The organism is Bartonella sp. AA86SXKL (assembly GCF_042196885.1).
Window position 1 is genome coordinate 24,020 of the sequence record NZ_JBHIRE010000012.1, and the last position, 21,927, is coordinate 45,946.

The following is a 21,927-nucleotide window of genomic DNA, read 5'->3' on the forward strand; positions in this document are numbered from 1 at the left end:
TTGAGTTAAAAAGAAGAAAAGAAGCTCTATCCATTTAATAATTTAAATATTATGAAAAACGTGAAATAAATAACTTCACCAATTTGCCAGAAATAAAAAAAGGATAAGACTTATGGAATATATCAGCACGAGAGGTGAAGCTCCTGCTTTAAGCTTTACGGAAACAATCATGACAGGGTTGGCGAGTGATGGTGGGCTTTATCTTCCAGATAAATTTCCGCAATTATCATTTGATGCGTTACGAGCACTTCGTGGTCAGTCCTATACAACAATTGCTAAAACTATTCTGTGGCCCTTTGTGAATAACGAAATCGAATATACAGCTTTTGAAAATATGATCGCTGAATCTTATGCAACCTTTCACCATCCAGCAATCTGTCCGTTACGACAAACTGGAGCAGATGAATTTATCCTTGAACTCTTTCATGGTCCTACTTTAGCTTTTAAAGATGTAGCAATGCAGTTTCTTTCTCGACTGATGGATTATGTTTTGACTAAAAAAAATAGATGTGCAACGATTATTGCTGCAACATCAGGTGATACAGGAGGAGCTGCGATACAAGCTTTTGCTGGAAAAGAACACTCAGATATTTTTATTTTATTTCCTAAAGGACGTGTATCACCTGTTCAACAACGGCAAATGACAACCAATCAATGTTCCAATGTTCATCCCATTGCCATTGAAGGAAATTTTGATGATTGCCAAGCTCTTGTCAAAGCAATGTTTAATGATCATAATTTTCGTAAAAAAACAGCGCTTTCAGGTGTTAATTCTATAAATTGGGCGCGTATCATGGCGCAAATTGTTTACTATTTTTCATCTGCACTTTCTTTAGGAGCACCTGATAGAGCTGTTTCATTCACTGTTCCTACTGGAAATTTTGGTGATATTTTTGCAGGTTATGTCGCAGCCCGTATGGGATTACCCATTGCTCAACTGGTCATCGCAACGAATGATAACGACATCCTTGTACGTACATTGACCAGTGGTACTTACGAAACAAAACCAATAGTCCATACAACATCACCTTCTATGGATATTCAGGTCTCTTCTAATTTTGAACGTTTGCTCTTTGAAAGTGGCAATCGTGATCCAATGTGGATTCGCAATGCAATGGAAAACTTGAAAAAAACGGGTCTCTTTACTCTTGATGAAAAGCAACTCAAAAATATTCGTTCGCTATTTTCCGCTGGGAAAAGCAACATGGCTGCAACAGCTCAAAAAATTGATAGTGTCTATAAGGAAAGTGGCTATCTTGTTGATCCACATACAGCGGTTGCTCTTCAAGTAGCGCGTGAAAACAAAAAACCGCATATTCCAATGATCGTTCTTGCCACGGCTCATCCAGCTAAATTTCCTGATACTATTAAAAGCGCTTGTGGCCTTCATGCTCCATGGCCATCTCATCTCAATGATGTAATGAAACACGAAGAACATTTTATAAATCTTGCTAATGATGAAAAAATAGTAAAAGATTATATTTCTTTAAAATCGCGTGCATCTTATTAAAGTTAGCTGCATTAATTTAAATCAAGAAGATTCTGATACCCTTACAATGAGGTATTTAGCTTATTTAATGGAGTTGTAAATACATGGATGTAGATATCTGTCGCCTAAATAATGGTTTGACTATCGCCACACATACAATGCAACAAATTGATAGTGTTGCCCTCGGAATATGGGTTAAAGTGGGCTCACGCAATGAAACCTCCACACAGCATGGTATTGCTCATCTTCTTGAGCATATGGCTTTTAAAGGAACCGAAAACCGTACTGCTTTTCAAATTGCAACCGATATTGAAGATGTTGGCGGTGAAATCAATGCTACAACCAGTATTGAAACAACAGCTTACTTTGCACGTGTACTTAAAAGCGATATCCCACTTGCTATAGACATTTTAGCCGATATTTTAATGCATTCAAAATTTGACGACGATGAACTAGAACGAGAAAAACAAGTAATCTTTCAGGAAATTGGTGCTGCCCATGACACTCCTGATGATATTGTTTTTGATCACTTTACAGAAACAGCCTTTCGTCATCAATCCCTTGGACGCTCTATTTTAGGAACAGCTAAAACTATTCAATCATTTACATCTACTGATCTCCATGATTTCATCAATAAACAATATAGTGCAGATCGTATGATTGTCGTTGCTGCAGGAGCTGTAAAGCACGAAAGTTTCTTGCGAGAAGTTGAAAGTCGTCTTGGTACTTTTCGCTCCCATTCAACCGCACCTCTTACTAATCTTGCAAATTATGTCGGTGGCGACTTTCGTGAATATCGCGATTTAATGGATACACAAGTTGTTCTAGGGTTTGAAGGGCGTGCTTATCACGCGCGTGATTTTTATGCGGCCCAAATTCTTTCAATCATTCTTGGTGGTGGTATGTCTTCACGTCTTTTTCAAGAGGTAAGAGAGAAACGTGGATTATGCTATTCTATTTATGCTTTTCATTGGGGATTTTCAGATACTGGGCTTTTTGGTGTTCACGCAGCTACCGGACAAGAAGGGCTCAAAGAACTTATTCCTGTGATTCTTGATGAACTTTCCAAGGTCAGCAAAAATATTCACGCCAACGAACTGCAACGAGCACAAACGCAATATCGTGCAAATCTGACAATGTCACAAGAAAATCCCTCTAGTCAAGCACATCTCATTGCTCGCCAAATACTCCTTTATGGTCGACCAATTCCAATATCGGAAACAATTGAACGCCTCAATCTCATCACTCCTAAAAGATTAACTGATTTAGCACATCGTCTTTTTACAAACTCCACTCCAACACTAACTGCTGTCGGACCTGTAGGCCCCCTCATAAATTTTGATGATTTAACGTCAACTCTTTCATACAAGCTAAAGTAAAAACTTCTTTTTAAAGCAGCATCACAATAACGTCACATATTTTATCATAAAATTTACCACAAAAGCTCTCCTCATTAAATAAGTTTTGGAAATATTGGGCAAAGAGGTGTACAAAACTACCCAATTCATACTTCATGTGATAAAGATTCTAATAAGTGAAGGTATATCCGTGAAATCTGAAAATTCATGGTTTAACTTTGCCCTTTTAAAATATAAAACTTCATTCGCTTCAGGTTCCATTGAAGCAAATGGGTGTGTGGTCTATTTGTATATAAAATCACATAACTTAAGAAAAAGTGATAACAATTTATTATGTAAATAAATTATAAAAGGTGGACGTTTTTTCTCAAAAGTCGAAATGAAAATTAAACATCCTAAAATATTGAGAGTGGGACATTGTGAAGAGTTTGCGTAAAATAATTGACATCATTTTCATTGTAGTCGTTAGTTCTCTTGTCCATCTTACATCAGCACAAGCAATTGAACCAGTTAAAATTTCTTCTCAAGATGCTGCTCTTGATCTCTCAAAAGCAATTGAAATTCACCATACAAACAACTCTATTTTTCAAACAAGTACAGCACCAGGACCAGATGGTATTGTATGGCGTATTGAAGTGCAGGCAAAAAATGAAAAATTTTCCGGAAATTGGGCAGTTTTTTCTCTTGCAAATCCAACAGATGAACAAGTTGATCGTCTCATCGTTGCCCCCCATTACCGCATGGCACGTTCTGGATTTTTTTGGCCAGACCTTGGATCATCAAGGATTCAATCCATAACGCCAAGCGAAGGTTTTTCCCTCGATCGTCAACTTAGTGCAAACTCTGATATCTTTCGTATTACCCTTAACCCTGGTGCTGTTATTACATTTGTGGCCGAACTTAACTCTGCAAATCTACCGCAAATCTATTTATGGCAACCTGAAGCTTATAAAGATGCAATTAATTCTTATACGCTTTATCATGGTATTCTTCTTGGGATATCAGGTCTCTTAGCGCTTTTGTTAACTGTTCTCTTCGTCGTCCGTGGAACAGGGCTGTTTCCTGCAACAGCGGCAGTTGCTTGGGCAGTGCTTTTTTATATTGGTATTGACTTCAACTTTTTAAATAAATTCTTTGCAGTTACACTCACAACCCAACCAATCTGGCGTGCTGGTACAGAAGTAGCACTTACTGCTACACTCTTCATTTTTCTTTTTACCTATCTCAGCCTTAACCGCTGGCATTATCATTTTAGTTACGGTGCTATCGCTTGGACCATTGCGTTTTGCAGTCTAGGAGCCTTTGCTATTTATGATCCCATCAGAGCAGCTGGAATTGCGCGTTTGTCTTTTGGCCTTACCGCTGTGCTTGGTATAATATTAATCATCTATTTCTCAATCAGAAGCTATGACCGCGCCATTATGCTTATTCCAACATGGTTGCTCATTAGCTTTTGGTGCGTTGGAGCCTATGCCTGCATAGCTGGACATTTAAACAATGATATTATCCAGCCAGCATTAGCGGGGGGATTAGTGCTCATTGTTCTTCTCATAAGCTTTACTGTCCTGCAACAAACTTTTTCTAATGACGCTTTCCATGAAGGAATATTTTCCGACCTTGAACAACAAGTACTCGCAGCAAAGGGAGCTGGAAATATTATTTGGGATTGGAATATTGAGCGTGACCGTATTGTTGTACATCCAAACATGGCAACCCTTTTTGGTACTGAAATTCATAACCTCAATGGACCTATGCGCAACTGGATTTCAGCCTTGCACCATGATGATCGTGAACGCTTTCAAGCCGTATTGGATATCATTCTTAAAAATAAAAAAGGGCGCATTGATCAAATTTTTCGGCTTTCTTCCGGTGGTGGTTATTATCATTGGTTTTCTCTTCGTGCACGTCCGGCTATGCAAAAAGATGGAAAAATCACACGTGTTATTGGAACCATTGTCAATATTACTAACCATAAAAAATCCGAAGAACGCTTATTGCATGATGCAATCCACGACAGCTTAACTGGACTTCCTAACCAACAAATTTTCTTTGATAGACTACAAAATTATACCTCTTTAGCGAAAGCAAATATCAAAATTAGACCGACTGTCTTTATGATTGATTTTGACAATTTTCGCCAAATTAATCGCAAATTAGGCATAGCAGTTGGGGATACTGTACTGCTTATAATCGCACGTCGTTTAAATCGTCTCATTAACTTTCAAGACACCTTATCGCGTCTTTCAGCAGACCGCTTTGCAATTATTTTACTCAGTGAAACCGAACCACAAAAAATTGCAGCATTTGCAGATCATTTGCACAAAACAATTTCAGCACCTATTTCACTTTCAGAAAATAAAATAATCCTTTCAACCTCTATCGGATTGGTTACATGGAGTGAAAGCCGATCGACGGCTAAAGATATTTTTAATGATAGTGAGTTAGCGATGATTCGCGCAAAACAAATGGGTGGGAACCATATTGAACCTTTTCGTCCTAATTTTCGCACTTTGGGTCTCGAACATAATACTCTGGAGAAAGATGTTCATTATGCCATAAAACGTAATGAGATGAAAATCCTCTACCATCCTATTCTTAATTTATCAGACGGACATATTATTGGTTTTGAAACAATTGTAGAATGGCATCATCCCACTTATGGAAATTTAAATGTCTCTGATTTCATAAAAATCGTAGAAAATGAACAAATTGTTATGGATTTGTCACAATTTATCATCGATAATGCCATTATTGATCTTATAAATGTACAAGAAAAGTTTTCCCAACAATCTTTCTTTATTTCAATTAATTTACCAAGCGCAGAAATGATTCATCCTCGTTTTATCAGTCAATTGCGTGCCGCTTTGCTTCGCCATCCGCTCCACAAAGGGCGTCTGATGATTGAAATATCTGAATTTGTCTTAAGAAATAATCCTGAACAATCAGCGCACTTTCTTGAACAAATTAAAACACTTGGAATGAATCTCGCACTCGATAATTTTGGAACAGGTTATTCGTCTCTGACCTATCTCGTACGTTATCCATTTGATATGGTTAAACTTGATCATTCACTTATCTCAATCGACTCTCTTAAGAAGAAAATTGTTCTAAAGTCTATCATTAATATGGCAACAGATCTTAATTTGCAAATTATCGCAGAAGGTGTTGAAAATGAAAAAGAAGCAATCTTCCTCCGTCAAGAAGGCTGTAAATATGTTCAAAGTACACTTGTGACAAAACCGATTGCCATAGAAGAATTAATTACGCTCGTTCAGAGCCATTTCCCTTATAAAATAAAAACATAAGGGATAAAATAAAGTTAAAAAGCTTAGAAAAAACTCTACGCGTGTCCCATTTCAGAAGCAAGATAAGTTGGATCGATACCCATGCGTGTTAAACTTTTATCATATTTGCAGCTTAAATCGCTTTCAAAAAGAAAACTAGGTGATGTAGAACTGATTAGCCACCCATTTGTAGAAATTTCTGCCTCAAGTTGCCCCGCTTTCCATCCAGCATAGCCTAATGCGACCAGTGCATGTTGCGGACCTTGTTCGCAACTGATCGCTTTTAATATATCAATTGTCGCAGTAAAACAGATCTTATCTGCAATAAAAACAGTTTCTTCACAAGCATAATCATCTGAATGAAGAACAAAACCACGCGAAGGATCAACAGGACCACCATAGCGAACTGGAAACTGTTTTATTGGTTCAGAAAGACTTTTTTTTTGGCCACTGTCTATGATTCCTAAGTGAAGCAAAAGCTCCGGAAAATCAATATGATGCAATTGATTGAGAATGATGCCCATCGCACCGGCATCAGAATGCGCACAAATATAAATAACAGAACGAATAAAGCGTTTGTCATTCATCCCAGGCATTGCTATGAGTAATTGTCCACCTAAAAAGCCATTACACCGCTTCATTAATCTGTTATTCTCCATAATTTACATGATAAAAGTTTGTTCATTTAGCACACTAGGAAAATAAAACTCCAATGAAAAAAAGTTATATATTTACAAATTTACAAAATATCGCAACTTTCTTTTATAAAAAGCTTTTAGTTACTTTAAGCTTAACATTCATAGTTTTAGAATTACTTAACATTCCTGTAAATGCTCAAACAGAACAAAAACTCCAGCTTTTCGCAACATCTTGGTATGAATCAGATGGTGGTCGTATCCGATTAGCGATCACTGAACCTTCTCTTTCTGGAATAAGAGAAGGCATTATTGAAATTGAGCTTAAACCAGAATGGAAAACTTACTGGCGTAATCCAGGTAATTCTGGCATGGCACCATTTTTTAATTTCAACCAACAGATTTCTTATGAAATCTTTTATCCTACTCCACAGCTTTTTGAAACAGAAAATGATTGGTCATTAGGTTATAAAGATAAAGTAATATTGCCCTTCAATCTTTCTAGTTCAAGCAAAAATTTAAGTGGTGCTTTCACTCTTGGATTATGTCACAAAATCTGTCTTCCATTTACTGTTAACTTTGATTTTTCGCCATCTGCTCTTAAAAATAAACAGCTTCCTGCTTCCTTCTTAAAAAAGGCGCAAGATTCTTTGCCACGCATGGCGCAGAATGCACTAAAAATAAGTGCCGAAAAAAATAACAGTACCCTTCTTATAAAAATACAAAATAATAACAAAACCACTCCTTCCTCTCTCTTTTTAGATGGAGGAGAAATGCAAATTGGAGCAGCAAGAAAAGTCAGTGATAACGCAGAATATACACTCTTTAATGCTCCACTCTATTTCGCACCAGAAGAAATAAACCAAAAAATTTTTTATACAGTTTCTTTTAAAGATCACGCCTTAAGTGGAACATTCATATTCCATACGCAGCCAACCCCTCTTGCGTCTCCGTGATAAAAGAAAAAGCTCTCAAACAGCAATTATGCTGGAAAACGTCCATTTTCACGATATTGAGTAATTGCTTTGCGAGCAAGGGCATCTGCGCGTTCATTTTCTGGATGTCCCGCATGCCCTTTTACCCAGTGCCATCTAACTGTATGACAAGAACTAGCATCCTCAAGAGCTTGCCATAGCTCCATATTTTTAACAGGATTTTTTGATGCGGTGCGCCAATTATTCTTTTTCCAATCTTCAATCCACTTAGATATACCGTTACGTACATAAACTGAGTCTGTATAAAGATCGACCAAACAGGGCTCTTTAAGCACCTTTAATGCACAAATTGCCGCCATGAGTTCCATTTGATTGTTTGTCGTATGGACCTTACCGCCATAAAGCTCCCGTTCATGACCATTCCAGCGTAAAATTGCCCCCCACCCTCCAATTCCAGGATTCCCTGAGCAAGCACCATCTGTATAAATTTCAACGACTTTTTGTTGAGTTGCCATAAAATTTAAAAACCTAATTCACTTAGCGAATTTACATTACTGAAAAAACAAAGCTTGTGCCAATACTCCCATGGATCTTTCTTAATAACAAAGCTATTAGGCGGTGTATTAAACCAATCATATAGACGTGTGAGTAAGAAACGTAGAGACGCACCACGAGCTAATAAAACCATCTTGTCCAATTCTAAAGGGATCAATGGTCTTATTTTTTGATAATTTTCCAATAACTTACGTGCTTTGGTAAGATTATAGGAATGATCAGGCTCAAAGCACCAAGCATTTAAACAGATCGCTAAATCATAAGCAAAAAAGTCATTACAAGCAAAATAGAAATCTATCATCCCAGAAAGACGATGATTCACAAAAAAAACGTTATCATTAAATAAATCTGCATGAATAATGCCTATTGGTAAATTGAACGGCCAATTTTCCTGTAAAAAAGCCAATTCCAACTCAATTTTTTGTCCAAATTCTTTTAACAATGCATCTTCTTTGGTTTGACAACGTTGCCACAATACCTGCCAATCCATAACAGAAAGAGTATTTTTACGACTGAGTGTAAAATCCTGTCCTGCTAAATGTAATTGTGCTAACCCCATCCCCACTTCGCCACAATGATCTATGTTGGGCTGGCGGATCCACTCTCCTTCCAGAAAAGTAATAATAGCAGCAGGACGTCCTGCTAATTCACAGATCATCATTCCATCATTTTGAATAACAGGTTTAGGACAAGGAATTCCACGTTGTCCTAAATGCTGCATCAAGCGACAAAAAAAAGGTAAATCATCTTTTGAAATACGCTTTTCATAAAGTGTTAAAATAAATCGCCCTTGTGTTGTCTCTAACATAAAATTGGAATTTTCAATCCCCTCTTCTATACCTTGATAAGACAAAAGTGATCCTATTGCATAACGTGTTAAAAACACTTTTAAATCATTTGGGTGAATATCTGTATAAACGGCCATTATTCTGCTTTCGTTGTAGACATGTCTGTATTCTGATTTTCATTTTTTGCATTATTTGCTTGACCATTGACGAAAGCCATATCTTGAGACGTTAAAATGACGTCACGTAATTCGCGACTCACTAAAAATTTTTCCGTTTCTACCGCTGTTTCAGCTAATTCTATTGTGACATCATAACGCTCACGAAACGCTGAAATAATTTCATCAATAATAATTTCAGGAGCCGAAGCCCCTGCTGAAAGACTGACAATAGAAAGAGATTTTAGGTTTTCAAAATTAATTTCATCAGCGCGCTGAACTAAAATAGCTTGTCGCGCACCAGACTTTTCGGCAACCTCTACTAAACGTCGTGAATTAGAAGAATTTGGTGCTCCAACAATCAAAAACAAATCACTCCCCTTTGCCGCTGCTTTAACCGCATCTTGTCGATTCGTTGTAGCATAGCAAATTGATTCAGCCGCTGGGGCTGCTAATGTAGGAAAACGTTGTTGTAATATATCGATAATTCCTGCAGTATCTTCAACAGAAAGCGTTGTTTGTGTAACAAATCCTAATTTATCTGGATCATTGGGTTGATAATGCAAAGCATCTTCTATCGTTTCAATAAGCGTCACAACCCCTTCTTCAAGCTGTCCCATTGTCCCTATCACTTCAGGATGACCAGCATGACCAATCAATATAACATGACGACCATGACGTTGATGTCGTATCGCTTGTTTATGAACTTTCGAGACCAACGGACATGTTGCGTCGAGATAAAACAAATTATAGCATCGTGCTTCTTCTGAAACAGATTTTGGTACACCATGAGCAGAAAAAACAACTGGTTGATTGCGATGTTCTTCTGGAATCTCATTAAGTTCTTCGACAAAAACAGCACCCCGTTGCTGTAATCCCTCAACCACGTAGCGGTTGTGTACAATTTCATGACGAACATATACTGGAACACCATATTTTTTTAATGCAAGCAGAACAATCTGGATAGCACGATCAACCCCTGCACAAAATCCACGTGGACTACAAAGACGTATCGTTAAAGGGGGAAGTCCAGACATAATCATCCTTAATCTCTATAGCTTTATCATATTCAAACAACCTATCATTATACATGAATAAGCAATGTAAAAAAACGCGCAATATCATCTTTTGTATAAGAACACACTCTATCGTATTTTCTTACAGCATTTTCTTGAAGAAAAGCTCTTTTAAAATTTGCTCCTTCATTTTACGCGACTAAAGAGCGATAAAATACCAAACAAGAGATTCAATCAAAAGAATTCCAAAGATAGCTGCCAAATAAAGTAATGAAAAGAAAAACGTTTTTTTGGCCATCAAAATAGTTTCATTATGTGTATCAGCTTTCCACAAACGATAGGCAAAATAAATAAAGATAATGCTTAAAATTGTTGAAAAAATACCATAAAAAATTCCGCCAAGACCAGTAAAACACGGAGCAGCAGCGCATAATGCCATCAAAACAGTATAAAATAAAATCTGTTTTTTTGTTGAATGCTCACCTCGTACATTAGGCATCATAGGGATACCTGCAGCCTCATAATCAAGAGATGAAAATAAAGAAAGAGCCCAAAAGTGAGGAGGGGTCCACATAAAAATGATTAAAAATAATAAAAAGCTATCAATACTCACTGTCCCTGTTGTCACGGACCATCCAATCATTGGTGGAAAAGCCCCAGAAGCACCACCAATAACAATATTTTGTGGTGTGATACGCTTTAACCAAATTGTATAGATAACGACATAAAAGAAAATCGTAAACGCAAGAAAAAATGCCGCAAACCAATTAATGAAGCTCCCCATAACCAATACCGAGAGCATAGAAAGAACCATGCCAAAAATAAATGCCTTTTGGGAGCTGATTTTACCCATGGGAATAGGACGCTTTTTAGTCCGTTCCATCACAGCATCAATGTCAGCATCATACCACATATTCAATGCTCCCGCACCACCACCGCCAACAGCAATACATAAAATTGCTAAAAAACCATACAACGGATTGATAGGAACAGGCGATACAAGCAAACCAACCAGAGCCGTAAAAACCACAAGAGACATAACACGTGGCTTTAATAATGTGATGTAATCACCAATACCGGATTTTGGTGGCGTTGATTTACCATTCACAACAGATAACTCTTCTGAAACTGACATTCCACTCAAAGCCCTTTTCCATTTCTGTCATTCACAAACCCAATATTATCTGACAAATATTATCTAGCGTATGGAAATGACCAATTAAGACCAATCGTATTTTTGAGAAAATATGAAATATCTCTTTCGCACGTATCCCCTAAAAGTAAATGGAAATATTGGCAATAAAAATACATTTTTTCAATCAACGTTCTCTCCACATTACAAATGTATCATAAAAATATATCATATGAATTAATATATTTGGGTAAATACTGATTTTGTGTTATAGTTTTTTATGGGGAGTTCATTTTTTTATGTAAATCTATGCATGGTTGTGGGTGTTGAGTCGGATAGGATTTTCTGTGATACTTTATAAATTACTCAAAAAAACTTTTTTTATTGGTGCTGTTCTTTACACACTTTATAGTAGTTTTATCAGTCATGCATTTGCACAAACACCCTATGCACAAGATGTCCCTGCTCCACAAACCTATGGTGCATGGACAAAAGTGTGTTCTCTACCACCAGGTACACCTAACATGCAGTGTGAAGTTGTACAAAACGTTCACACACAAGGGCGTCAAGATATTACCTTGCGCGTTACATTTTATAAACTTCCTCAAAAGCAAGGTGCCTTGATGCGTGTTTTTGTTCCGATTCGCGTTGAATTACGTCCTGGCGTTGGAATTAAAATTGACGATAAAAATATGGGCAGAATGGAATATCGTCGTTGTCTTGGTGATAATTGTGTTGCTGAAGCCTTTCTTAAAGAAGACATATTGCAGCTCTTTTTAAAAGGAAAAATGGCAACCTATTTTATCTTTACAACTCCTGAACAAGGGATTGGAGGTTTTGTTGACCTTCATGGTCTTGGCGACGCCTATGCAACCTTACCGACATGAATGAAATCAATACATTTTAAACAATCAAAATCTCATCGTATATTTTGAAAGATTCTTAAAATTAGATTGATAAAAATCTTCTAAGCCCCCATAAAAATAGGATAATTCTTATGAAATCGCTGATTGATCATTTTGATATTGCTTCCTCTAAAGTGCAATCACTTATACAGGAAACACTTCATCATGCTGATGATGGTGAGCTTTACCTTGAGTATACAGAAAGCGAAGCTCTTTTATTTGATAATGGACAGCTTAAAAACGGCTCATTTCATCAAGATATGGGATTTGGACTACGCGTTGTTGCTGGAGAGGCTACTGGATATGCTCACTCTAGTGAGTTATCAGCTGCTGCACTCAAACGTGCCAGTGAAGCTGCTAAAGCTGTTACCTATAATAATCATGCAGGGACTTATAGCATAGCACCTCAACAAACAAACAAAAGACTTTATCAACCGCATAATCCCCTTGATTCTCCATCATTTGAAGAAAAAAGTGCTCTTTTGCAAAAAATTGATGCCTATTTACGTGCTAAAAATGATAAATTGCATCAGGTGACTGTTTCTCTTTCCGGCTCGCTACAACATGTTGAAATTTTACGTGCAGATGGTTATTTGATTCGTGATATTCGTCCCCTTGTGCGACTTTCTATATCTGTGGTCGCAGCTGAAGGCAATCGACGTGAAAATGGTTTTTATGGATGTGGAGGAAGACAAGCATTTAACCAATTTATTCATGAAGACAATTGGAAAAAAGCTGCAGATGAAGCCTTACGTATGGCTTTAACAAATTTAGAAGCAGAAGCAGCGCCAGCAGGAACATTTGATGTTGTTTTAGCCAATGGATGGCCCGGTGTTATGCTTCATGAAGCCGTAGGTCATGGATTGGAAGGTGACTTTAACCGCAAAAAAACTTCTGCTTTTGCTGGACTTCTTGGCCAACAAGTTGCCGCAAAAGGTGTTACAGTTGTTGATGATGGTACAATTCCCGAATGCCGTGGTTCACTTACTGTTGATGATGAAGGAACCCCATCAGGATATAATGTTCTTATTGAAGATGGAAAACTCGTTGGCTTTATGCAAGACAGACTAAATGCTCGACTTATGGGGGTTAATCCAACTGGAAATGGACGGCGTGAATCCTATGCACATGCACCAATGCCGCGGATGACTAATACGATCATGCTAGGAGGCGATAAAACACCTGAAGAAATTCTATCATCATTCAAAAACGGTATCTACGCTGTTTCATTTGGCGGAGGACAAGTTGATATCACTTCTGGAAAGTTCGTCTTTGAATGTACTGAAGCTTACAGAGTAGAAAATGGTAAAATTGTAGCGCCTATTAAAGGTGCAACCCTTATCGGTAATGGACCAGATGCCATGAAACGTATTACAATGATTGGCAATGATAGCAAACTTGATAATGGTATTGGCATGTGCGGAAAAGCAGGGCAAAATGTCCCTGTTGGTGTTGGTCAACCTCATCTTCGAATCAATAATATGACAATCGGTGGAACTGCGCTTATAGAGGAATAAGCTTGCTCATTCCTTCCCAGTATTGCCTCCTTCTCGTCTATTACGACCATTTTGTGAGGGGGATGTTACAATGAATTGATTTATAAAGATAATCTAGCGTTATTCATATTTTATTAGAACCTTGAATACCGTAAGATTCTCTCATTTTAAATCTGTGTCTGTTGGATCAATCAAAATCATTCGTTTATACGTTACAGGCGGGGAGAGTTATATGGATAAAAACTGTACAAGAAAGAACTAAAGATTCCTCTTATGGGCCGTCTCAAGTACCAAGAGTTTTAAGAAACATTAGGGGATGGCAAATATAACGACGGCACAGGCTTATTCAGACACATCTTCTTCGTAATACATTAGTCTTTTGTGGTTTTTTTGTGTGGGGTAACTTGTCTTTTATATTTCATAATAAAAAAGCTTAAAAGAAAAAAAACACTTTCTACATTCAGTGCTCTTAACTCAACGAGAAAAAGATTATTATTATAGATAAATTTTGGAGAGATTTTATAATAATACACAGGTCAACTTTTAAAAAATCTTCATAGCATTAAAAAAAATTAGGCTAAAGTTTCCAACCTTTCTTTTTTTTCTTTTTGCTCAAAACAGCAACAATTTCGACATGTGGTGACCATAAAAATTGATCAATCGGTATGATTTTTTCTACTGTATACCCCCCTGCAACAAGAAGAGATAAATCACGAGCAAATGTAGTAGGATTACAAGAAATTGCCACAACACGTGATACTGTTGTCTTCGCTAATTCACGTACTTGTTGCTCTGCACCAGCACGGGGAGGATCAAAAACAACACTCTCAAAACATTCAAGTTCCTTTACAGAAAGGGGATGTCGGAAAAGATCACGTTTTTCACAAGTGAACGTTTTTAAACCAGTCGCAAAACGTGCTGCTGTATTTAGATTTCTTAATGCATCTTCATTATTTTCTACTGCATGAACATTCATCTTTTTTGCCATACGCAAGGTAAATGTTCCTACCCCTGAAAACAAATCAACAGCATTCTTTACTTTTTTAAAATGAGTCAAAATAATATTGCCCATTATATTTTCAGCTTCACAAGTTGCTTGCAGAAAACCACCAGAAGGAAATTCAACACGGACATCTCCAAAGTAAATCTCTGGTTTTTCTCGTTCAACCAAAACTTCACCGTCAACAGATAAACGTATAATCCCATATGAAAGAGCAGCACTGATCATTTTCTGACGAAGTGATTCATGGTGTATAATGCAACCGCTTAAAGCAACATCTAAACCATTTTCAACACATGTTATCGTAACATGAAACCGTTTGGCAGAGCTGCTTAGAAAAGCACAGAGCTCTCTAATATTATGCAACTGAGAAATAAGCTCTGGACGGCTTACTGGACATTCCTCAAGAGCTACAATCTCATGAGAGAGATAACGGTTAAAACCAACTTTTTGCCCCTGTGGGGTCATAGATGCTGTTAGAGTAATCCGCCGTCGGCTATAAGGTTTACATTCTATTAAAGGCGCAACAACATTATTAAGTCCATACTTTTTAAGCGCATCAACAACCAATTGTTGTTTCCATACGCGATAAGCATCCATATGCCAATGCTGAAGAGTACACCCTCCACATTCTCCAAAATGCTGACAAAGAGTATCAATGCGTTCTAATGATTTTTCTTTTAATGCTATATATGTTGCATATTTTCCATGAACCGTAATTTCAGCACACTCTCCTGGTAAAGTAAAAGGAACAGAAACGAAGCCGTGAGACGTCTTAGCAGTACCATAACCATTTGCTCCGATATGATCGATTATGACATTGTCATTCACTCTTGTTTTTCTCCGAATAGTAAATATTCCACGTTGCCATCACCACCTGTAATAGGGGAAGAAATTAAACTTTTTGCACTCCACCCTGTTTGTGTACTTAACCAAACAAAAAGCGCCTCAGCAATTTTTTTAGCACTTGATGGACTTAATATTCCTCCCTTACTAAAGTGTTTACGACCAACCTCAAACTGAGGCTTTACCAGTAAAACAGCTTGGGCTCCCTTCTTGGCTAAAGACAACACGGGAGGCAATGCAAGTTTGAGCGAAATAAAGCTAACATCTGAAACGATAAGATCAATTTCTCGCCCACCTAAATGTTCCTGTTTAAAATCTCTGACATTCAAGCCTTCTAATAACGTTATAGCACTGTTGCCCAATAAACGTTTATCAAATTGATGATGCCCAACATCAACGGCAATGACATGATCTGCTCCACGCTCTAAGAGAACTTGCGTAAAACCACCTGTTGATGCACCAACATCAATGGCTGTCACTTTATCTGTTATAATTGGAAATGCATCAAGTGCAGCAATCAATTTTAACGCTGCCCGAGAAACATAATTCTGTGCTGGATCACAAACGGTAATCTCTGCATCATCAAAAACGATTTGCCCAGCTTTAAAAACGATTTCTCCGTTAACTTTAACAGTTTGGCGCATAATTGCATCACGTGCGCGTGAACGTGTCGTAAAAAAGTTTTTTTCAACTAAAAAAATATCGAGTCTTTTTCTGGAAGCCATCTCATACTCGAATTTTCTATTCTGTTCGAATCTCGCGTCCCAAAACAGCAAAAACCGTGCTTAAAATACCCATAGCGTCAAGTCCGACACGTGAAAGAACTTTTTCTGGTGAACCATGATTCAAATATTCATCAGGAAATTTTAGTGTACGAACTTTCAAACCATGCTCTAAGAGCCCTTCTTGCGCTAAAAATTGTAATATGTGCGCTCCAAATCCACCGATTGCCCCTTCTTCAATTGTCACCAATACCTCATGCTCACGTGCCAAACGACGCATCAAATCCTTATCTAAAGGTTTTGCAAACCGTGCATCTGCAACCGTTGTAGACAATCCTTCAGCCTCCAACGCATCAGCAGCTTGCAACACTTCTGACATCCGCGTTCCAAAACAAACCAAAGCGATTCTATTTCCTTCACGCAGAACGCGCCCTTTTCCAATTTCTAATAACTCACCACGTTGCGGTAAATCTATACCAATCCCCTCACCACGCGGATAACGAAAAGAAATTGGTCCCTGATCATAAGCTGCAGCTGTACGCACCATATGCATCAGTTCAAGCTCATCAGAAGGTGCCATAACAACAAAGTCAGGAAGAGTGGCCAAAAAAACAATATCAAAACTTCCAGCATGTGTTGCACCATCTGCCCCCACAAAACCTGCTCGGTCAATAGCAAAACGTACCGGTAATTTTTGAATTGATACATCATGAACAATTTGATCATAAGCACGCTGTAAAAAAGTAGAATAAATTGCAACAAAAGGCTTATACCCTTCACAAGCAAGTCCTGCCGCAAAAGTTACGGCATGTTGCTCAGCGATACCAACATCAAACATTTTTTCAGAAAATTTTTTCGCAAAAGAATCAAGACCTGTCCCTGTTGGCATCGCTGCTGTTATGCCAACAATCTTATCATCATGGCGAGCTTCTTCTATTAAAGCTTTAGAAAATACCTTGGTATAGGGTAGAATATTACTTGATGCTTTTACCTGTTTTCCTGTCGTGACATCAAAACGATTAACACCATGATATTTATCAGACGAGGCCTCTGCAGGTGGATATCCCTTTCCCTTATGGGTTACAACATGCACCAAAACAGGACCATTAGGATATTCACGAACATTTTTAAAAACAGGCAATAAATGCCCCAAATTGTGCCCATCTATGGGGCCAACATAATAAAAGCCAAGCTCATCAAATAAAGTTCCCCCAACCAAAAGTCCACGCGCAAATTCCTCTGAACGACGGGCTTTATCCAAAAAAAACTTTGGCAATTTTTCGCTCAACATCTTTACGCGTTCACGCAAATGACGATAAGAAGGACGAGACACTAATCGTGCAAGATGTGCACTCATAGCACCTGTAGGTGGTGCTATAGACATATCGTTATCATTAAGAACAACAATCAAGCGTGCATTCAAAGCACCAGCGTTGTTCATTGCTTCATAAGCCATGCCCGCTGACATTGCACCATCACCAATGACAGTTATGATATTGCGTCTTGTCTCTGCTTTCAAAGCACTTGCCACCGCCATACCAAGCCCCGCTGAAATAGAAGTAGACGAATGCCCCGCTCCAAATGGATCATACACACTTTCTGAACGTTTTGTAAAACCCGATAATCCGCCCTCTTGACGTAATGTGCGAATTTTTTCTCTACGCCCCGTTAAAATCTTGTGTGGATAGGTTTGATGACCAACATCCCAAATAATCCTATCCTCTGGTGTATTAAAAATATAATGTAATGCAACAGTGAGCTCAACAACACCAAGTCCCGCCCCAAGATGACCACCTGTTACAGAAACCGCATCAATTGTTGCGGTCCGCAACTCATCAGCCAACTGTACCAAATCAGACTCAGGCAATGCCCGCAAATCTTGCGGAAAACAAACACGGTCAAGCAATGGTGTTAAGACCTGAGACAAAAAAAATCCTTTCTATTATCTTAACTCAAGAAAACACAATGATAAAAATATATCTTCTCTACTCTTTTATTTACAGTTTTGCATCTTTTTTACTGAAAAATGCTCTTTTCTATTTGAGATGAGCTATAATTTCCTCATTTTTAACTTATTTTATAAAAAAGAAATCAATAAAACTTTCTATTTATAAACTAAGGTTATTGCTTCTCTTAAGTCCCACAATAAATATCCAAAAAGATTTAAATTATTTAGCATCAAGTGGTTCCACTCCTTCTGGAGAACCTTCTTCTGAAAGCTGGATTTTTTCAACTTTAGCTTCAGCAACTCTTAAGAGTTTTTCACAATGCTTTTTAAGCGCTTCACCGCGTTCATAAATATCAATGGATTGTTCCAAAGGCACATCGCCACGTTCCAAATTTTCGACAATAACTTCAAGTTGCTTAAGCGCTTGCTCAAAGCTTAAGGTCGTAATATCCCCCTCTTGTATCTCTTTTTTCATATGAACCTCAAAAAATATCTGTTCTGGATATACGAACTCCAAAACCTTCCAAACCTACATAATGATGCTCTTTAGAAGCATAAACAATAACAGAGCCTATTCCTAAATATTTTAAAATTTGTGATCCTAAACCAATTTTGCGCCATTCTTCTTCGCGTTCAATCGCCTGCACATGGTTTTCTGAACTGTTTCTTGTCATGTTTTGAATACCAACAGTTGATTGTATAACAGATCCTTCACGCAAATAAATAAATACGCCACGTTTTTCTTTTTCCATCATACGCCGCATCATCACCATAATATCTGAAGTTTGACAAAAAACGTCACTTATAATGTTTTCATGATGTAAATGCACAGGAATATTCTCACCCTCACGGACATCACCAAAAACAATTGCAATATGCTGAACGACTTCCCAAGGGAGTTGATAACTTTGAACAATAGCGGGACCTACAGATGTTTCAATAAGCATTTCTCCAACATGCTTGATCAATATTTCCTTACGTTGGCGGTAAGAAATTAAATCTGCAACCGTTATAATATGCAACCGATGTTCTTGCGCAAATTTCATAATCTGATCGCCATGTTTAACGCTTCCATCATCATTGACTAATTCACCGATAACACCAACCGGCGGCAAATTAGATAATTTACATAAATCAACAGCGGCCTCCGTGTGACCTGAACGCATGAGCACCCCCCCTTCATGCGCAATTAAAGGAAAAACATGCCCTGGACGAACAAAATCATCCGCACTTGCATTTGAATTCGCAAGATTACGTACAGCTAATGTACGGTCATGCGCTGAAATTCCTGTTGTTATGCCGTGTTTAAAATCAACAGTAACCGTAAATTGCGTCCCATGTGCAGAGTTATTATCTGGTACCATAGGAGAAAGATTAAACCGTTTTGCTTCTTTTTTTGGCATAGGTGTGCACACAATACCTGTTGTGTGACGAAGAATAAACGCCATCTTTTCTTCTGTACAATGCGCTGCAGCAACAGTTAAATCACCCTCATTTTCACGGTCATCATCATCTGTCACCACAACAATTTCACCGCGTTCAAAAGCTTTAAGTGCAGAAACAATTTTTTTTTCATCATACGCCATTGTTCACCTTTTCAATCACCCAACTTGACCGCGATGTCTTAGATAATGGTCAGCAATAGCACAAGCAACCATCGCCTCACCAACAGGAACGGCACGAATCCCAACACATGGATCATGACGTCCCTTTGTTATAACGTCTATATCATGACCATCAACATCAATGGAACGACGAGGTGTTAAAATTGATGAAGTAGGCTTTACAGCAAAACGTGCAACAATTGGCTGTCCACTCGATATTCCCCCTAAAATACCACCAGCATGATTGGATAAAAAAAGCGGTTTTCCATCATTTCCCATTCGCATTTCATCAGCATTTTCTTCTCCCCTCAAGCGGGCTGCCGCAAAACCATCACCAATTTCCACACCTTTTACCGCATTAATCGACATAAGTAACGAGGCAATATCTTGATCAAGCTTTGCGTAAATAGGGGCTCCTAAACCTGCCGGAACATTTTCTGCAACGATCTCAACAACCGCACCAACAGATGTCCCCTCTTTACGGAGTTTACTGATATAGTCACTAAAAATGTGAACCATCTCTGCATCAGCTGTAAAAAAAGGATTATTATCAACCTCTGACCAATCCCAACGATCACGATTAATATTATGAGGACCAATTGCTATCACTGCTCCTCGTACAATCAAACCAGGAACGATTTTACGAGCAAATGCACCTGCTGCAACACGTGCTGCCGTCTCCCGTGCCGAAGCACGTCCCCCGCCTCGAAAATCACGAATGCCATATTTAATATCATAAGTATAATCCGCATGTCCTGGACGATACTGATGAGCAATTGCTCCATAATCTTGAGAGCGTTGATCTGTATTTCGAATCAACAGAGAAATTGGTGTACCTGTTGTCACCAATGTCGTTCCATCGTCTTGAACAACAACTCCTGAAAGGACCTCTACTTCATCTGGTTCTCGGCGCTGCGTTGTATATTTTGATTGTCCTGGCTTGCGTTTATCAAGATAAGCTTGAACTTCTGCAAGAGTAAAAATAATTCCAGGTGGACAACCATCAATGACACAACCAAGAGCAGCACCATGACTTTCACCCCATGTTGTTACACGAAACAAATGACCAAATGTATTATGCGACATGAAAAAAGATCCATTTCTCTGTCAAATATATACAACGATAACGTATGTTGTGTGCTATACACAAGACAACTCTTTTCTCCCAAATACTCTTGGACACCTTAAATTTGGTCAAATTACTGCTGTCTAATAAAATCTTATAAACCAAACTTTATTCTTTAACGACAGAAATGTCTGGTGCATCAACTGCCTTCATACCTATGATATTATAACCCGAATCGACATGATGGACTTCACCGGTAACAGAACGAGACAAATCTGAAAGAAAATAAAGCGCAGAATCACCAACCTCTTCAATTGTTACCGTACGACGTAATGGAGCATTATATTCATTCCATTTTAAAATATAACGAAAATCACCAATACCAGAAGCCGCTAACGTTTTAATTGGTCCAGCAGATATAGCATTAACACGAATATTTTGGGGACCTAAATCTACCGCTAAATATTTCACGCTCGCTTCAAGAGCGGCTTTGGCAACCCCCATTACATTATAATTGGGAACAACCTTTTCTGCACCATAATAGGTTAGTGTCAAGATTGAACCACCATCTGGCATCAATTTTTCTGCACGCTTCGTTAGAGCTGTTAGGGAATAAACGGAAATATTCATCGTCATCATAAAATTTGATTCGCTGATATCAATATAACGACCACTTAATTCATCTTTATCAGAAAAACCAATAGCATGAACTAAAAAATCAAGTTTTCCCCATTTCTTCTCTATTTCTCTAAAGACCGTATCAATAGAGACACTGTCAGAAACATCACAATGTCCACAAACAAATCCCTTTAATTCTTCAGCCAAAGGCTCGACACGCTTTTTCATTGCTTCACCCTGATAGGTAAAAGCAAGCTCTGCCCCTGCGCTACTTGCCGCTTTAGCGATTCCCCAAGCGATGGAGCGATTATTGGCCAACCCCAAAATTAAACCACGCTTACCGTACAATAAACCATTACCCTTAGCCATCAGCAC

At 38.2% G+C, this 21,927-nt stretch carries 18 protein-coding genes; 6 read left to right on the top strand and 12 right to left on the bottom strand.

The genetic code is table 11. The annotated features are described in order from the left end of the window. The first annotated feature begins 112 nt into the window (after positions 1-112). From thrC to ACFIO5_RS06485, 3 genes are all read left to right on the top strand, one after another. A complete protein-coding gene (thrC, locus tag ACFIO5_RS06475) occupies positions 113-1,510 on the top strand; it encodes a threonine synthase (RefSeq protein ID WP_375634239.1) in 1,398 nt (465 codons plus the stop codon). An 83-nt stretch (positions 1,511-1,593) separates the two neighbouring features. Then, positions 1,594-2,868 carry a M16 family metallopeptidase gene (locus ACFIO5_RS06480; protein ID WP_375618402.1) on the top strand — a complete coding sequence of 425 codons (1,275 nt, stop codon included), beginning with the start codon at positions 1,594-1,596 and terminating at the stop codon, positions 2,866-2,868. A 398-nt stretch (positions 2,869-3,266) separates the two neighbouring features. After that, the gene (locus ACFIO5_RS06485; RefSeq protein ID WP_375705163.1) at positions 3,267-6,152 is read left to right on the top strand and encodes an EAL domain-containing protein; all 2,886 of its coding nucleotides are present in this window, start codon (positions 3,267-3,269) and stop codon (positions 6,150-6,152) included. 35 nt (positions 6,153-6,187) lie between these two features. Here ACFIO5_RS06485 and ACFIO5_RS06490 read toward each other — a convergent pair whose 3' ends face one another. After that, entirely contained in the window at positions 6,188-6,772 is a 585-nt protein-coding gene (locus tag ACFIO5_RS06490; RefSeq protein ID WP_375613019.1) for a YqgE/AlgH family protein, read from the bottom strand. Positions 6,773-6,843: 71 nt separating this feature from the next. Between ACFIO5_RS06490 and ACFIO5_RS06495 the strand changes: the two genes are divergently transcribed. Continuing rightward, positions 6,844-7,722: a protein-disulfide reductase DsbD domain-containing protein gene (locus tag ACFIO5_RS06495; protein WP_375634235.1), complete on the top strand. Its 879-nt coding sequence runs from the start codon at positions 6,844-6,846 to the stop codon at positions 7,720-7,722. 26 nt (positions 7,723-7,748) lie between these two features. Here the strand turns inward: ACFIO5_RS06495 and rnhA are convergent, their stop codons facing one another. From rnhA to cyoE, 4 genes are all read right to left on the bottom strand, one after another. Beyond that, a complete protein-coding gene (gene rnhA, locus ACFIO5_RS06500) occupies positions 7,749-8,216 on the bottom strand; it encodes a ribonuclease HI (protein ID WP_375634233.1) in 468 nt (155 codons plus the stop codon). Positions 8,217-8,221: 5 nt separating this feature from the next. Further along, positions 8,222-9,181, bottom strand: coding sequence for a homoserine kinase (locus ACFIO5_RS06505; RefSeq protein ID WP_375634231.1), 960 nt, complete (start codon positions 9,179-9,181; stop codon positions 8,222-8,224). Then, a complete protein-coding gene (gene ispH / locus ACFIO5_RS06510; protein WP_375634229.1) occupies positions 9,181-10,236 on the bottom strand; it encodes a 4-hydroxy-3-methylbut-2-enyl diphosphate reductase in 1,056 nt (351 codons plus the stop codon). The genes ACFIO5_RS06505 and ispH overlap by 1 nt, the downstream gene beginning before the upstream one ends. A gap of 178 nt (positions 10,237-10,414) precedes the next feature. Next, positions 10,415-11,350 carry a heme o synthase gene (cyoE, locus tag ACFIO5_RS06515; RefSeq protein ID WP_375634227.1) on the bottom strand — a complete coding sequence of 312 codons (936 nt, stop codon included), beginning with the start codon at positions 11,348-11,350 and terminating at the stop codon, positions 10,415-10,417. Between the two features lie 344 nt (positions 11,351-11,694). Between cyoE and ACFIO5_RS06520 the strand changes: the two genes are divergently transcribed. Both ACFIO5_RS06520 and tldD read left to right on the top strand, forming a co-directional pair. Beyond that, entirely contained in the window at positions 11,695-12,234 is a 540-nt protein-coding gene (locus ACFIO5_RS06520) for an invasion associated locus B family protein (RefSeq protein ID WP_375611128.1), read from the top strand. A 110-nt stretch (positions 12,235-12,344) separates the two neighbouring features. Continuing rightward, complete coding sequence (gene tldD, locus ACFIO5_RS06525; protein ID WP_375697195.1) at positions 12,345-13,769, top strand: metalloprotease TldD; 1,425 nt, start codon at positions 12,345-12,347, stop codon at positions 13,767-13,769. A gap of 556 nt (positions 13,770-14,325) precedes the next feature. Here the strand turns inward: tldD and ACFIO5_RS06530 are convergent. The 7 genes from ACFIO5_RS06530 to fabI form a co-directional block, all read right to left on the bottom strand. Continuing rightward, entirely contained in the window at positions 14,326-15,579 is a 1,254-nt protein-coding gene (locus tag ACFIO5_RS06530; protein ID WP_375634223.1) for a class I SAM-dependent RNA methyltransferase, read from the bottom strand. After that, a complete protein-coding gene (locus ACFIO5_RS06535) occupies positions 15,576-16,319 on the bottom strand; it encodes a TlyA family RNA methyltransferase (protein WP_375634289.1) in 744 nt (247 codons plus the stop codon). Before ACFIO5_RS06535 ends, ACFIO5_RS06530 begins: the two co-directional genes overlap by 4 nt. 16 nt (positions 16,320-16,335) lie before the next feature. Then, complete coding sequence (dxs, locus tag ACFIO5_RS06540) at positions 16,336-18,243, bottom strand: 1-deoxy-D-xylulose-5-phosphate synthase (protein WP_375634219.1); 1,908 nt, start codon at positions 18,241-18,243, stop codon at positions 16,336-16,338. 241 nt (positions 18,244-18,484) lie between these two features. Next, entirely contained in the window at positions 18,485-18,739 is a 255-nt protein-coding gene (locus ACFIO5_RS06545) for an exodeoxyribonuclease VII small subunit (protein ID WP_375618413.1), read from the bottom strand. Positions 18,740-18,746: 7 nt separating this feature from the next. After that, positions 18,747-19,850 carry a 3,4-dihydroxy-2-butanone-4-phosphate synthase gene (ribB, locus tag ACFIO5_RS06550; RefSeq protein WP_375634292.1) on the bottom strand — a complete coding sequence of 368 codons (1,104 nt, stop codon included), beginning with the start codon at positions 19,848-19,850 and terminating at the stop codon, positions 18,747-18,749. 15 nt (positions 19,851-19,865) lie between these two features. Beyond that, positions 19,866-20,954: a chorismate synthase gene (gene aroC, locus ACFIO5_RS06555; protein ID WP_375634294.1), complete on the bottom strand. Its 1,089-nt coding sequence runs from the start codon at positions 20,952-20,954 to the stop codon at positions 19,866-19,868. A 148-nt stretch (positions 20,955-21,102) separates the two neighbouring features. Next, a complete protein-coding gene (gene fabI / locus ACFIO5_RS06560; protein ID WP_273787904.1) occupies positions 21,103-21,921 on the bottom strand; it encodes an enoyl-ACP reductase FabI in 819 nt (272 codons plus the stop codon). Between the last annotated feature and the right edge of the window lie 6 nt (positions 21,922-21,927).

Coding starts and splice junctions, on each gene's coding strand:
- thrC (WP_375634239.1), top strand. CDS start 113: ATGGAATATATCAGCACGAGAGGTGAAGCTCCTGCTTTAAGCTTTACG.
- ACFIO5_RS06480 (WP_375618402.1), top strand. CDS start 1,594: ATGGATGTAGATATCTGTCGCCTAAATAATGGTTTGACTATCGCCACA.
- ACFIO5_RS06490 (WP_375613019.1), bottom strand. CDS start 6,772: ATGAAGCGGTGTAATGGCTTTTTAGGTGGACAATTACTCATAGCAATG.
- ACFIO5_RS06495 (WP_375634235.1), top strand. CDS start 6,844: ATGAAAAAAAGTTATATATTTACAAATTTACAAAATATCGCAACTTTC.
- rnhA (WP_375634233.1), bottom strand. CDS start 8,216: ATGGCAACTCAACAAAAAGTCGTTGAAATTTATACAGATGGTGCTTGC.
- ACFIO5_RS06505 (WP_375634231.1), bottom strand. CDS start 9,181: ATGGCCGTTTATACAGATATTCACCCAAATGATTTAAAAGTGTTTTTA.
- ispH (WP_375634229.1), bottom strand. CDS start 10,236: ATGTCTGGACTTCCCCCTTTAACGATACGTCTTTGTAGTCCACGTGGA.
- cyoE (WP_375634227.1), bottom strand. CDS start 11,350: ATGTCAGTTTCAGAAGAGTTATCTGTTGTGAATGGTAAATCAACGCCA.
- tldD (WP_375697195.1), top strand. CDS start 12,345: ATGAAATCGCTGATTGATCATTTTGATATTGCTTCCTCTAAAGTGCAA.
- ACFIO5_RS06535 (WP_375634289.1), bottom strand. CDS start 16,319: ATGGCTTCCAGAAAAAGACTCGATATTTTTTTAGTTGAAAAAAACTTT.
- ACFIO5_RS06545 (WP_375618413.1), bottom strand. CDS start 18,739: ATGAAAAAAGAGATACAAGAGGGGGATATTACGACCTTAAGCTTTGAG.
- ribB (WP_375634292.1), bottom strand. CDS start 19,850: ATGGCGTATGATGAAAAAAAAATTGTTTCTGCACTTAAAGCTTTTGAA.
- aroC (WP_375634294.1), bottom strand. CDS start 20,954: ATGTCGCATAATACATTTGGTCATTTGTTTCGTGTAACAACATGGGGT.
- fabI (WP_273787904.1), bottom strand. CDS start 21,921: ATGGCTAAGGGTAATGGTTTATTGTACGGTAAGCGTGGTTTAATTTTG.